Annotated in this window: 11 protein-coding genes; 3 read left to right on the plus strand and 8 right to left on the minus strand. The window is 72.3% G+C overall.

All coding sequences use genetic code 11. The features are described from left to right. Positions 1-58 precede the first annotated feature (58 nt). The 7 genes from OJ997_RS02375 to OJ997_RS02405 all read right to left on the minus strand — a co-directional run bounded on the left by OJ997_RS02375 (position 59) and on the right by OJ997_RS02405 (position 6,609). The gene (locus OJ997_RS02375) at positions 59-712 is read right to left on the minus strand and encodes a response regulator (RefSeq protein WP_270023393.1); all 654 of its coding nucleotides are present in this window, start codon (positions 710-712) and stop codon (positions 59-61) included. Continuing rightward, complete coding sequence (locus tag OJ997_RS02380; protein ID WP_270023394.1) at positions 709-1,671, minus strand: HAMP domain-containing sensor histidine kinase; 963 nt, start codon at positions 1,669-1,671, stop codon at positions 709-711. Before OJ997_RS02380 ends, OJ997_RS02375 begins: the two co-directional genes overlap by 4 nt. Before the next feature lie 225 nt (positions 1,672-1,896). Next, positions 1,897-2,832, minus strand: a complete 936-nt coding sequence (locus OJ997_RS02385) for an SDR family oxidoreductase (protein WP_270023395.1) — start codon at positions 2,830-2,832, stop codon at positions 1,897-1,899. A 69-nt stretch (positions 2,833-2,901) separates the two neighbouring features. Next, entirely contained in the window at positions 2,902-3,735 is an 834-nt protein-coding gene (locus OJ997_RS02390; RefSeq protein WP_443732119.1) for a helix-turn-helix transcriptional regulator, read from the minus strand. A gap of 216 nt (positions 3,736-3,951) precedes the next feature. Then, positions 3,952-4,587, minus strand: a complete 636-nt coding sequence (locus OJ997_RS02395) for a hypothetical protein (RefSeq protein WP_270023397.1) — start codon at positions 4,585-4,587, stop codon at positions 3,952-3,954. A gap of 182 nt (positions 4,588-4,769) precedes the next feature. After that, a complete protein-coding gene (locus OJ997_RS02400) occupies positions 4,770-5,810 on the minus strand; it encodes an Rv3626c family coenzyme F420 biosynthesis-associated protein (protein ID WP_270023398.1) in 1,041 nt (346 codons plus the stop codon). Positions 5,811-5,832: 22 nt separating this feature from the next. Beyond that, entirely contained in the window at positions 5,833-6,609 is a 777-nt protein-coding gene (locus OJ997_RS02405) for an inositol monophosphatase family protein (protein ID WP_270023399.1), read from the minus strand. Positions 6,610-6,694: 85 nt separating this feature from the next. Between OJ997_RS02405 and OJ997_RS02410 the strand changes: the two genes are divergently transcribed. Then, positions 6,695-9,826, plus strand: a complete 3,132-nt coding sequence (locus OJ997_RS02410) for an ATP-dependent helicase (protein WP_270023400.1) — start codon at positions 6,695-6,697, stop codon at positions 9,824-9,826. Here OJ997_RS02410 and OJ997_RS02415 read toward each other — a convergent pair. After that, on the minus strand, positions 9,823-10,695 hold the full coding sequence (locus OJ997_RS02415; protein ID WP_270023401.1) for a PAC2 family protein: 873 nt from the start codon (positions 10,693-10,695) through the stop codon (positions 9,823-9,825). The genes OJ997_RS02410 and OJ997_RS02415 overlap by 4 nt on opposite strands. A 38-nt stretch (positions 10,696-10,733) precedes the next feature. Here OJ997_RS02415 and OJ997_RS02420 point away from each other — a divergent pair, with 38 nt between their 5' ends. Together OJ997_RS02420 and OJ997_RS02425 are read left to right on the plus strand one after the other, a co-directional pair. Then, on the plus strand, positions 10,734-11,597 hold the full coding sequence (locus OJ997_RS02420) for an HD domain-containing protein (RefSeq protein WP_270023402.1): 864 nt from the start codon (positions 10,734-10,736) through the stop codon (positions 11,595-11,597). A 27-nt stretch (positions 11,598-11,624) separates the two neighbouring features. Continuing rightward, a complete protein-coding gene (locus OJ997_RS02425) occupies positions 11,625-12,566 on the plus strand; it encodes an NAD-dependent epimerase/dehydratase family protein (RefSeq protein WP_270023403.1) in 942 nt (313 codons plus the stop codon). Positions 12,567-12,610 lie beyond the last annotated feature (44 nt).

A 12,610-nucleotide genomic window follows, 5' to 3' on the forward strand; every position in this document is an offset into this window, starting at 1 on the left:
CGCCGAGGATGCGGGAGCGGCGGGGCCCGGTCTATCCGGGCCGCCCCGTATTTCGCGACTAGGGCTCCACCAGTCCACGCCGGATGGCGTAGCGGACGAGCTCCACGCGGTCGCGCATCCCGAGCTTGGCGAGGATGTTCGTGCGGTGGCGCTCGACCGTTTTCTCGCTCAGCACGAGATCGCCGGCGATCTCCCGCGTCGTCCGCGCCTCGGCGATCAGCTTCACGATCTCGACCTCGCGCGGGGTGAGCGGATCGTCGGGCGGCGTCTCGCCGCGGCGGGCGCGGTCCACGAAGTCGCGCATCAGCGCGCGGACCGCCCCCGGGTACAGGAACGGCTCCCCACGCATCGTGGCGCGGCAGGCCTCGACCAGATCCCGGTCGGCGACGCTCTTGAGCACGTAACCCGACGCGCCCGCCCGCAGCGCCTCGAACAGGTACTGCTCGTTGTCGTGCATGCTGAGGATCAGCACCCGCAGGCCCTCGCGCCGGTTCGTCAGCTCGCGCGCGGCCTGCAGGCCGGTCATGCGCGGCATCGAGATGTCCAGCACGGCGAGGTCCACGTCGTCCTGCAGCCCGCGCTCGACGGCCTCGGCGCCGTCGCCGACCTCCGCGACCACGCGCAGGTCCGGCTCGCCTTCGAGCACGAGGCGGAGGCCGCGGCGGACGACGGCGTGGTCGTCGGCGAGCATGATTCGGGTCTGGAGGCTCATGAGGGAAGCTCAAGGGTGACGCGTGTGCCCCCGAGTGGGCTGCGGGCCACCTTCAGCGTCCCACCGACGAGTACCGCCCGCTCGCGCATGCCGAGCACCCCGCCGCCCTCCTGGGCTTCGCCCGGGACGCCGCTGCCGTCGTCGTCGACCTCGAGCCGCGACCGCCCGGCGGCGCGCTCGAGCCGCACCTCGGCGCGCTTGGCGCCGGCGTGGCGGGCGACGTTCGTCAGCGCCTCCTGCGCGACCCGGTAGAGCACGAGCTCCTCGTCGGCGCCGAACTCCAGGCTGGGCTGGACGTGGACGTCGACGCGCAGCTCCGTGTGCTCGGCCACCCGCTCGCCGAGCACGTGCAGCGCGCTGGCGAGCCCGAGGTCGTCGAGCGCCTCCGGCCGCAGCCGGCGCGCGATCCGGCGCACCTCCTCGAGGCTCTCACGCGCGGTCTCCTGGGCCTCGACGACGCGCGGGCGGGCGCCTTCGTCGACGTCGCGCACCACCCGCCCGAGCTGGAGGACCACGCCGGTGAGGCTCTGCCCGACGCCGTCGTGCAGCTCCTGCGCCACGCGCAGCCGCTCACCTTCCTGGGCCGCGAGCGCACGGCCGACGCTCGCGCGCCGCTCGGCCTCCAGCCGGTCGAGCATGTCGTTGAACGCGTCCGCGAGCTCGGTGGCCTCGGAATCGCCGCCCGTCACCTGCAGGCGCAGGCCGGGCTCGAGCGGGTCGATCCGGCGCGCGAAGCTGGTCAGCTCCCGCAGCGGGCCGAGCGCCCTTCGCAGCAGCAGCAGGTTGATGGCGAGCATCGACGCGAGGCCGCCGAGGAAGATCGCGAACTCGCGCAGCGCGATGTCCGTCTCGCTCGGGGCGAACACGAACGCGGTGATCACGCACGCGACGGCCAGGACTGCGGCGTTGCCGATGGCGACGCGCCAGAACAGTGCCGGGCCGCGAGAACGTGGGGTCACGGCGCTCAGTCTGACGGCAACCGAGGCGACGGAGTCGGGCGCCACCGGCACGCTAACCGAAGCGTGCTCGAGGGGGTCTGGCCGCGGGCACGCCGCCAGTGAAACGGCTAGCGATGCCGGTGGGCCCTACGTCCATGTCGCAGGGTGGATACTCACACGTCCGTCTCATCTGTGCCATGAGGGTTACCCCGCATATGCGGTCGGGGGCGCCCCGCTAAACGGCTCCTAAGCGAAGGTGACGCCGGTCAGCTGCTCGGACAGCGTCCACAGACGCTCGGCCGCCCGCTCGTCGGCGATCGGCTTGTAGGGCTTCTGCTCGGCAGGCGCGCCCGCGAGGTGTTGGAAGCCCTTGGGGCCGTAGAACCGGCCGCCCTCGGCGTCTGGGCTGGTCGCGGCGTAGAGCGCGGGCAACGCGCCTTCTCGGGCGGTCTGCCCGAACGGGAGGCGGCTCGTTGCCACGCGACGGATGATGCGGACCGCTCGCGTGTCGCTCTCGCGGCCCAGCTCGGGATGTGACGCGAGCAGGTTGGTGGCCGAGATGCCCGGGTGGGCGACGTTGCTGGTAAGCCCCCAGCCGTGCTCGCGGCTGAGGCGGTCGAGCTGCAGGCCGAACAGGGAGACGGCGATCTTCGAGCTCGCGTACGCCTTGTCCGTGTCGTAGCCGCGCTCCCACTGCGGGTCGTCCCAGTGGACGCCGCCACTGCGGGCCGCCACGCTGGACTGCGTCGTCACCCGCGCGGTGCGCAGCAGCGGCAGCAGACGGCCGGCGAGCGCGAAGTGCCCGAGGTGATTGGTGGCGAGCTGGAGCTCGAAGCCGTCGACGGTCTCCCGGCGCTCCGGCGGGGTCATCACACCCGCGTTGTTGACCAGGATGTCGATCGGGCGGCCCTCGGCCACCAGCTCGGTGGCAAGCCGCCGGACCGAGGCCAGCGAGGCGAGATCCACCTCCCGCACGTGGACGACCGCGCCAGGGACGCTCGCGCGGATGCGGTCCGCCGCCGTCATCCCCTTGGCCCGATTGCGGACCGGCATGAGCACTTCGGCGCCGGCCCCGGCCAGGCGCTCGGCGAGGACCAGGCCGAGGCCGTCGCTGGCGCCGGTGACGAGTGCGAGCTTGCCGGTCAGACGGGGGACGTCGATGTCGACGAGGGTGCGAGGCATACGACGAGCGTCGCGCGCCGCGGGCGCCGGTTGAAGAGAGCGCTGATCCAGGGATCGCCGCTCCCTGGATCAGGAGAACTGCTGGGTCCCGATCACCGACAGCAGCTGGAGCTTGTCGTAGTCGTCGGTGCCCGGCGTAGCGGTGTAGACGAGCAGCACCTGGCCCTCGTCGGCGGCGATCAGCTCCTGGCAGTGGAGGTCCAGAGTCCCGACGCGGGGATGCACGAAGCGCTTGCGCTCGCTGAAGTCGACGGCCACCTCGTGCTCGTCCCAGAGGGCGGTGAACTCGGGGCTGTGGAGCTTGAGCAGCTCGACGATCTCGCCGGCGCGCACATCCGCGGGGTCACGGGCGAGGACGCCGCGCGCGTAGGCCACGTAGACGCGGGAGTGCTGCAGGTGCTCCTCCGGCGCGTAGAGCGCGCGCTCGGCGGGATCGGTGAACCAGCGGTGCAGCAGGCTGCGCGCCGGGCCGGTGAAGCGCGTCTGATCGCCGACGAGCGCGACCGCCAGCGGGTTCTGGACGAGGGTCTCGCCGAGGTCGGACATGACCTGGGCCGGCGCGTCGATCCGGTCCAGCACCCGCATCAGGGCCGGATTGACGTGGTCGGTGCGCCGCGCCCGCGGACCGGGCGTCTTGCCCCCGAGCCGGAACAGGTGATCCCGCTCGTCCTGACTGAGCCGGAGGGCACGGGCGAGCGCCGCGAGCATCTGCTCGGACGGCTGCGGGCTCCGCTGCTGCTCCAGCCGCGCGTAGTAGTCGGTGGACATGTGCGCGAGCATCGCCACCTCCTCGCGTCGCAGGCCCTTGGTGCGGCGCCGCGCACCGGAGCCGAACCCGACATCCTCGGGCCGGAGCGCCTCGCGCCGGGTGCGTAGGAAGTCGGCGAGCTGGACGCGATCCATCATCAGACCAAGTATCGACATCCCAGGACCGCCGAACCAGGGAGCGTGGATCTCCCCTTAAACACCACCGCCGCCCCCAAAACGGGAGCGGCGGCTGAGGGAGGAGAGGGTGCTACACCCACTGGTGGACCCAGTGAGTCCCACCGACGGGATATGAGGTCGGCAGGCTTACCCGCAAGGCCGCACCCTCTCCGGTGCGGGCGGGGGAAATCGGTCCTACACGAGCGCGGTGACCCGGTCCTTCGCGAGCGTGCCCACGCGGGAGACGGTGGCGACGCCGACCTGGGCGACACCTTCGACGCGCGAGGAGACGCCGGCCAGCTGCTCCGTGACCACGTTGCCGCGGCGCGAGGCGTCGCGCTCGACGGCGTTGCGGTTGCGGCGCACGGTGCGCTCGACGCGCGTGCGGGCCTTCTTGACGTCGCGCTCGAGCTGGTTGCGAGCCTTCACGCCACGGCGCTCGGCGCGGCCCTGCAGCTTGTTGAGCTCACGCTCGGCCGACTTGCGGCTGCCGAGCGTGTCGACGACCGTCGTGGCGGCGCCGAGGACGCGATCGCGCACCTCGAGCGTGGCGCCGACGTAGGTGAGCGCGGCGCGCTCGGCCAGCGACTTGCCCTGCTCGGCCGTGATGCGAGCGGCGCGCGCCTGCGCCGAAGCGGCGGTACGCGTCTCGTTCTTGGCCTGCGTGCGGACCCGACGACCCGTGGTGCGCGACGGCGTGGTCGCCGTCGCGCGGCGCGCGGCCGACTTACGCTTCGCGGCGGCCTTCGCCTTCGGCGTGCGCTTGGCAGCCGCCGGCTTCTTGGCGCTCGGCTTCGTCGTGGTGGAAGTGGTGGTGGTGTTCTCGGCCATATGGCTCAACCCCTGCCCTTGTTCGCGTTCAGAAACTATGTTCGCCTCGCTCACAGATACGGGCCGAACATATGTACGTAAACCGAAGCCCTGGACGGGTTACAACTGCGTGCCTCAGTTTGTAGCACTAACTGGGATACCAGCCGTGAACGAGCCGTAAACTCCCCAAAAGTTTGTGCGGATCAGAACGCGGGTTCGACCGGCTGCGTGCGGTTGAGCCACCCGGACGGATCGCTGAGCTCAGACCACGCGGGCATGGTCTCGGGCGAGATCCAGACCCGGTTGAGACCGTCGATGCCGGCCTGCGCGACCACCGCGTCGCAGAACTCCTTGCCCAGCTCGTACTGGCGCAGCTTGAGGTCCATGCCGATCAGCCGTTCCAGCAGCTTCAGCAGGCCAGAGCGGTCCCGGCGCCGGCGCTGCAGGGCGCTGCGGAGCGCGGGCAGGTCGTCGAGGACGTCCGCGCCGACCGCGTCCATGACGTGCTCGGCGTACCCCTCGAGCACGGCCATGAAGGCCTGGACGCGATCGAGCGTCTCACGCTTGTCCTCACCGATCATCACCGTCGCGAGCCCGTCCTCGCGCAGCCGCTCGACGAGCTTCTTGAGGTCTGTGACATCCGGCACACGCAGCAGCGAGCCCGGGTTCATCTGCAGCGCGTCCAGCAGCTCGCGCAGCATCCCGGCGAGGTGCTCACGCAGCCACGGGACGCCACCGAACTGCAGCGCGTGCGTCATCTCGTGCAGCGCGACCCAGCGCAGGAGCTGGTCGGCGGGCGCCTCGAGCGCCTCCGCGGCCTGCGCGAGGTTCGGCGTGACGAACAGCAGCCGCGCGGGGCGGTCGGGCTCGAGTACGGGGAACTCGTACTGGCCGAGCACGCGCCCGGCGAGGAAACCGCTGATCGCGCCCGCCTCGATCGCCATCACGCCGCCGGCCACGACCCCGAGCGGGCCGAGCTTGCCGCCGATCCGCTGCGTGGTCGGCTCGAGCACGGTCCCCAGCGAGGCGAGGTTGGCGTCGATCCAGCCGGGCCGTTCGATCGCCTCGGCGACCGGGACCGGCTGCGCGGGCACGAGGCCGGTGTAGGCGGAGACGAGACGCTCGGCCTCCGCGGCCGGCCCGGCCAGCTGCTCGAACGGTCCCGGGTTGCCGGCGGGCTGCAGGTTGGCGACGCCGCGGGCGACGGTGCCGGCGAGCTTCCAGTCGATCACCTGGCCCAGCATGCCAGGGCGGGCTTCGCGAACCCTAAGGCCAGGCGGGTACGCGACGCATGTCCTCGATGCCCGCCTGCGTGCGTGCGGCGATCACCGGCGAGCGCGGCTCGAGGTCCAGCGGCGCGGCCAGCGGGTCGTCGTAGGTGACGAACTCGACGATCCCGCCCGCCTCGCGGACGATCAGCTGCGCCGCGGCCGCGTCCACGGCCCGGCAGCGCTTGAGCGAGGCCATCGCGTCGAAGCGACCGGCCGCAACCTGGCATAGGGACACGGCGATCGCGCCGATCGCGCGCAGCCGGTGCGCGGTCTCCACCAGCACGTCGGCGGACTGCGCGACCCAGCGCGGATCGGCCGACTCGATGCCGAGCACCTCGAGCTTGCCGTCGCGCGTGCGGCGCTCGACGATCGAGCCGTCGAGGGGGACGCCGTCGAGCAGCGCGCCCTCGCCGCGGGTCGCGACCCACTCCTCGTCGGGCCCGAAGTCCTGTACGAACCCGAACACGACGTCAGCCATGGTTGCGCCCTCGGCCACCGCGATCGACAGCGCGTGATGCGGCAGTCCGCGCTTGGCGTTGACCGAGCCGTCGATCGGGTCGATCACGACGAGCCGGTGCGGATCGCCGAAGTCCACGGTCCCGCGCTCCTCGCTGATCGCCGTGAACCGGGCGCCCGCGTCGTGGAGCTTCTCGAGCTCGGCGAAGACGAAGTCCTCGGCCGCCGCGTCGATCAGCAGCGTCTTGTCACCGCCCTCGCCGCGGGTGCCGGTCTCCTTGACCCGCTCGGCGATCGTCGGGCGGTCGGCGAGCATCGCTCGGATGGCATCGGCGGATCGCCGACACGCTCCAAGCCAGTCAGGGGCTGAGTCGGCGGCCATGCGGGCCTATCCTACGGCGGTGCCTGCCGTGCTCGAGCCGACCTCCGCCCAGCGCGAGGCCGTCGAACATGCCGGCGGCCCGCTCCTCGTCCTCGGTGGCGCCGGCACGGGCAAGACGACCGCGCTGGTCGAGCGCTTCGTGCGCCTCGCGGCCCTGCGCCCGCCGGACGAGCTGCTCGCGCTGACGCTGGACGCCGACGCCCTGCGTGAGCGGATCGAGTCGCGCCTGACGGTCTCCTACGACGAGCTGTCGGTCACCACGTTCAGCGGTCTGTGCGCGCGGCTCCTGCGCGACGAGGCGCTCGAAGCGGGCGTGGACCCATTCGCCACGCCGGTCGCGGCCGCCGACCGGCTCGCGATGCTGCTCGAGCACATCAACGCGCTGCCGCTGCGCCATCACGACCTGCGCGGCAACCCGTCGGCGACGCTCGGCGAGATCGTCCGCCGGATCGACCACCTGAAGGAGGAGCTGGTCTCCGCGGCGGACTACCGCGCCTGGGCCGCGCGACTACCGGAGGACCCGCTCGGCGCCCGCGAGCGTGAGTTCGCGGCGCTGTTCGCCGCCCACGACGCGCTGCTGGGCGAAGCGGGCGCGCTGGACACGGGCGACCTCGTCCTGCACGCGTTCCGGCTCCTGCGCGAGAAGCCACACGTCCGCGCCCGGCTCGCCCAGCGCTACCGGCACGTGCTGGTGGACGAACTCCAGGACGCCAGCTTCGCCCAGGGCCTGCTCCTGCGGCTGCTCGTCGCCGAGCACGGCGGGATCAGCGCGTTCGCCGACGACGACCAGGCGATCCACCGCTACCGCGGCGCGGCGACCAAGAACGTCCGCGACTTCCGGGCCGAGTGGCCGCTGGCGACGATCGTGCGGCTGGACACCTCGCTGCGCTCGTCCCGCCAGGTGGTCGTGGCCGCCCAGGCGGTGGTCGAGCCGATCGAGGACCGGCTGGAGAAGACGCTGCAGCCGGCCGAGGACGCCGCCGAGGGTGAAGTCGCGTTCTGGCGCTGCGCGTCCGAGCGCGCGCAGGCCCAGGCCGTCGCGGCGGACGTCGAGCGGCTGATCGCCCGCGGCGCGTGCGCTCCGGAGGACATCTGCGTGCTGGTGCGCTCCGTCCGCGCGGAGGGTCAGGCCGTGGGGGTCGCGTTCGAGGAGCGCGCCGTGCCGTACTACCTGTCCGGCGCCGCCGCGTTCTTCCAGCGCGCCGAGATCCGCGACCTGATCGCGTGGCTGCGGCTGCTGGTCGACCCGGGTGACGCGGGCGCGGTGGTGCGGGCGCTGGCGCGGTCGCCGGTGGAGCTGCGTGCGGTCGACCTCGCGCGGGTGACCCAGATCGCGCGCCGGCGCAAGCTGGACATGGTCGCGGCTTTGAGCGCGGCGCTCGAGTCGCCGCAGATCCCGCCCGAGGCGCGCGACCGCATCCAGGTCTTCCTCAAGCTCTACCGGAGCGCCGCGGGCGCGATCGACACCACGCGCCCGGACCTCTACGTGCACCGGCTGATCGAGCGGCTCGGCCTGCGCCGGCAGCTGCTGTTCGCGGCCACGACCGAGGTGGTCGAGCGGCTGCGCAACCTCGCGCGCTTCGCGGAGATCGCCGCCGCCTACGTGCGCCGCGCGCCGAACGCCACCGCACGCGAGTTCGCCCGCTCGATCGCGGCCGTGGCGGACGCGGGGCTGCGCGAGGAGGAGGCGACGGGCGCCGAATCCGCGCGGGGCGTGCGCGTGATGACGATGCACGACGCGAAGGGCCACGAGTTCGAGCACGTCTTCGTCCTCGGCCTCATGAGCGCGCGGATGCCGGGCCCGCGGCGCCAGACGCTCGAGCCGATCGCCGACGCGCTGCTCAAGGAGTCGCTCCCGCGCGCCTCGCGGTCGACCCACGCCGCCGGGATGCGGCGCCTGCTGCACGTGGGGATGACCCGCGCGCGGACGCGGCTCGTGCTCGCGTACCCGGAGAAGACGGACAAGGGCGCCGTACAGCAGCCGTCGCCGTTCGCCGAGGACGCGCGGCTCGCGGTCGGCGGCGAGTGGGAGCCGCGCGAGGAGGAGCTGTTCGGGCCGGCGGAGACGCTGCAGTCGACGTTCCGGCTCCTGCGCGACGAGCTGCTGACGACGGTCGCGCAGGTCGGCGGGCGGCTCGGCGAGCTGCGCTTCGACACCGACTTGGACGTGTCGCACGCGGTCGTGCGGTACCTGGAGCTGCTGAAGCTCAGCGCGCTGCTCGAGCGCACGCGGTCCGGCGAGCTGTCGGTCGAGGAGGCGCTGCCCGAGGTCAACATCCGGCTGCTGCAGGCCGCGACCTCCGAGCAGAAGGAGATCTTCGAGACCAGCGCGCTGGACGAGTACCTGCTGGACGCCGAGCGCGACGAGCAGGCGCGGGCGCGCGCCGTGGCCAAGCGCAACGAGCCGTCGCTGGAGCCGTTCCTGCCCCGGCGCGGCGACGGGCTGCTGCTGAGCGCGACCGACATCGAGAGCTACCGCTCGTGCCCGCTCAAGTACAAGTTCGCGCGCGTGTTCCGGATCCCGAGCGAGCCGACCATGAACCAGCGGTTCGGCATCCTCGTCCACCAGGTGCTCGAGCGCTACCACGGCGCCACCGACGCCGGGCTCCCGGAGATGCTCGGGCTGCTCGAGGCCGGCTGGCGGCGCGGCGGCTTCGGCGACTCCGAGGAGGAGCGCCAGTTCCGCGCGAAGGCCACCTCGGCGCTCGTCCGCTACCACGACCGCTTCAAGGAGGAGGACGGCGAGCCGATGTGGTTCGAGCGCTCCTTCCAGTTCCGGATGGGGCCGCACGTGCTGCGCGGCCGGGTCGACCGGGTCGACCGCAAGCCGGACGGCGGCTACGAGCTGATCGACTACAAGACCGGGCGCCCGAAGACCCCCGCGCAGCTGCGCGAGGACGTGCAGCTGTCCCTGTATGCGGTCGGCGCGCGCGAGTCGTGGGAGCTCGACGCCGCCTCCCAGGCCTACTACTACGTGCTCGACGACGAGAAGGTGCCCGTCGAGCGCTCCGAGCGGGACCGCGACTGGATCACCGAGACGGTGATGACGGTCGCCGACGGGATCCTGTCGCAGGGCTTCGAGCCGACCCCGTCGTGGGCGGCCTGCTCGATGTGCGACTACCGGATCGCGTGTCCGGCCGCCGAGCGCTAAGCGTCAGATCCGCGTTGGCGCAGGAAGCGCTGGAACTCGCGGGCGATCACGTCGCCGGACGGGAGGCTGCCCGGGTCGGGACGGCCGGATTCCTCGTCGGCGGCGCGCTCGAGGCGTTCCACGAACGCCTGCACGTCGGGGTCCAGCTCGACGGCGCGGGAGACCTGGGTCTCGTACTCGGTGGCCGCGTCCTCGAGGTCGGTCGCGTCGACGGTCACGCCGACGAGCGATTCCAGGCGCCGCAGCAGCGCGAGCGCGCCCTTCGGGTTCGGCGCGACGGCGACGTAGTGCGGCACGGCCGCCCACAGCGAGGCGGCGGGCAGGCCGGCGTCCGTGAAGGCCTGGTGGAGCACGCCGACGATGCCGGTCGGGCCCTCGTAGGTCGGCGGCGTGAGCGCGAGCCGCTCGACGAGGCCCGGATCGGACGCGTGGGCCGTCACCGAGACGGGACGCGAGTGCGGCACGTCGGCCAGCAGCGCGCCGAGCAGCACGGCCATCTGGACGCCGAGCGCCTCGGCCAGATCCACGACCGTGCGGCTGAACGTGCGCCAGCGGAACGCGGGCTCGGGGCCGGAGAGCAGCACGAGGTCACGCGGCGCGCGCGGGATCCGCACGGCGTGCAGCTCGTACTCCGGCCAGTCGATCCTGCGCGTGACGCCGTCCTCCAGCCGCACCAGCGGGCGCGTGTTCTGGAAGTCGACGAACTCCTCCGGGTCGATCTTCGCGAACGACTCGGCACCGAGGCTCGAAGCCACGAACGTAAGGGCCGACGTCGCGGACTCACCCGCGTCGTTCCAGCCCTTGAAGGCACAGACGAGCGCGGGTGCTCGCAGACCATCTGGACGGCGCTCCCAGCGCAGCGGCTGCATGAGTTCACGGTACCGCGTCAAGATGGAGCCCTTCCGCGATGACCGCCCCCACCGAGACCACGATCGCCTCCCTCCGCGCCGGAGACAACGTCGACGCGGTCTTCGCCTGCTCGCGCAAGGACCGCCTGACCGCCCGCTCCGGCTCGCCCTACCTGGCGCTGGAGTTCCGCGACAAGACCGGGACGATCCCGGGCCGCGCGTTCCGCGACGCCGACGTGCTGGCGGGCCGCTTCGAGAAGGGCGACCTGGTCCGTGTCGCGGGCCGCGTCGAGCGCTTCCGCGAGGAGCTCCAGCTCGAGGTCCGGGCGATCATGAAGGTCGAGGCCTCGGACCCGTCCGCCTTCCTGCCGGTCGCCTACCGGGACCTGGACGAGCTCGACGGGTTCCTCGAGCACCTGGCGCGCGAGGTGCACGATCCGGCCTACCGGGGACTGCTGGACGCCTTGCTGGGCGACGCGACGCTGCGGGCCGAGTGGCGCCGCGCGCCGTGCACGCGGGCCGGCCATCACGCGTATCTGGGCGGCTTGCTCGAGCACACGGTCGCGGTGGGGACTCTGGCTCTGGAGGCGTGCCAGCTGCACCCGCGGCTGAACTCGGACCTGCTCATCACGGCCGCTTTGGTGCACGACCTCGGCAAGACGCGCGAGTTCACGTACGGCGCCGAGATCGGGTTGTCCGACGCGGGCCGCCTACTGGGCCACATCGTGCTGAGCCAGCAGTTGCTCGAGCCCTACTCGTTGCCGGACGACCGGCGGCTGGCGCTGCTGCACTGCGTGTTGACCCACCACGGGGCTGACGGTGCCCCGGGGCGGCGGTTCGGCTCGGCGGAGGCGCTCGCGCTCTACCGGCTCAATGCGCTGGACGCTTCGGTGAAGGGCGCGCTCGAGCACGGACTCCCGTAGGCACGCGCAACTGATAAGTTGCGCGTCATGGAACTGCTCGTCCTCGGCGGCACCGTGTTCCTCGGCCGCCACGTCGTCAACGAGGCTGTTGCTCGCGGCCACGACGTCACGATCTACACGCGCGGACTGCACGGCGCCGCGCATCCGGACGTCGAGCACGTCAAAGGCGACCGCGCCGACCTCACCCCGCTCCACAACCGTCATTGGGACGCCGCGATCGACACGTCCGGCTTCGATCCCGAGCCGGTGCAGGCCAGCGCGAGCCTCGATCTCGGGCACTACGTGTTCGTCTCCAGCTGCAACGTGTACCCGGACTGGCCCGACAAGCCGGTGGACGAGGACTCGCCGACGTGGCAGGACGGCGAGGGCTACGGGCAGGGCAAGGCGGCGGCCGAGCGCGCGGCGCACGCCGCGATGGACGGGCGCTTCGCGACCGTGCGCGCCGGGCTCATCGTCGGCCCGCACGACAACGTGTTCCGGCTGCCGTGGTGGGTGAGCCGGATCATGCGGGGTGGGAAGGTCCCGGCGCCCGGCGCCCCGGAGCGCAGCATGCAGATCATCGACGCGCGGGACCTCGCGCGGTTCCTCGTGGACCTGGCCGAGCAACGCGTCAGCGGGACGTTCAACGGGACCGGGCCGATCGGGCAGACCTCCTGGGGCGAGCTGCTCACGGCCGCCGGCGACGCGGAGCTGGTCTGGCTCCCCGACGAGAAGCTGATCGAGGCCGAGATCGAGGAGTGGACGGAGCTGCCGATGTGGCTTCCGGCGAAATATGAGGGAACCTGGCGCGTCGACACGACCCGGGCACAGGCGGCCGGGCTGACCACGCGACCGGTCCTCGAAACCGTGCGGGATGTCCGCTCCTGGCTGGAAAACGGCGGCGCGGACGAGCTGCACGACTGGCGCTCGGAGTTCCGGCCCAAGCCGATGAGCGCCGAGCGTGAGGCAGCGCTATTCCGACTGGTCTGATAGGTATTAGGCCGCCCTAACACGCTCCGTCCCCCGAGGGGTCC

It is taken from the genome of Solirubrobacter phytolaccae (genome assembly GCF_027587195.1).
GTDB classification, from domain to species: Bacteria; Actinomycetota; Thermoleophilia; order Solirubrobacterales; family Solirubrobacteraceae; genus Solirubrobacter; species Solirubrobacter phytolaccae.

What these genes read in the sequence shown, in the direction of transcription:
- OJ997_RS02400 (WP_270023398.1), bottom strand. Translation starts at nt 5,810, where the DNA reads ATGCTGGGCCAGGTGATCGACTGGAAGCTCGCCGGCACCGTCGCCCGC.
- OJ997_RS02425 (WP_270023403.1), top strand. Translation starts at nt 11,625, where the DNA reads ATGGAACTGCTCGTCCTCGGCGGCACCGTGTTCCTCGGCCGCCACGTC.
- OJ997_RS02385 (WP_270023395.1), bottom strand. Translation starts at nt 2,832, where the DNA reads ATGCCTCGCACCCTCGTCGACATCGACGTCCCCCGTCTGACCGGCAAG.
- OJ997_RS02375 (WP_270023393.1), bottom strand. Translation starts at nt 712, where the DNA reads ATGAGCCTCCAGACCCGAATCATGCTCGCCGACGACCACGCCGTCGTC.
- OJ997_RS02415 (WP_270023401.1), bottom strand. Translation starts at nt 10,695, where the DNA reads ATGCAGCCGCTGCGCTGGGAGCGCCGTCCAGATGGTCTGCGAGCACCC.
- OJ997_RS02405 (WP_270023399.1), bottom strand. Translation starts at nt 6,609, where the DNA reads ATGCTCGCCGACCGCCCGACGATCGCCGAGCGGGTCAAGGAGACCGGC.
- OJ997_RS02395 (WP_270023397.1), bottom strand. Translation starts at nt 4,587, where the DNA reads ATGGCCGAGAACACCACCACCACTTCCACCACGACGAAGCCGAGCGCC.
- OJ997_RS02420 (WP_270023402.1), top strand. Translation starts at nt 10,734, where the DNA reads ATGACCGCCCCCACCGAGACCACGATCGCCTCCCTCCGCGCCGGAGAC.
- OJ997_RS02390 (WP_443732119.1), bottom strand. Translation starts at nt 3,735, where the DNA reads ATGGATCGCGTCCAGCTCGCCGACTTCCTACGCACCCGGCGCGAGGCG.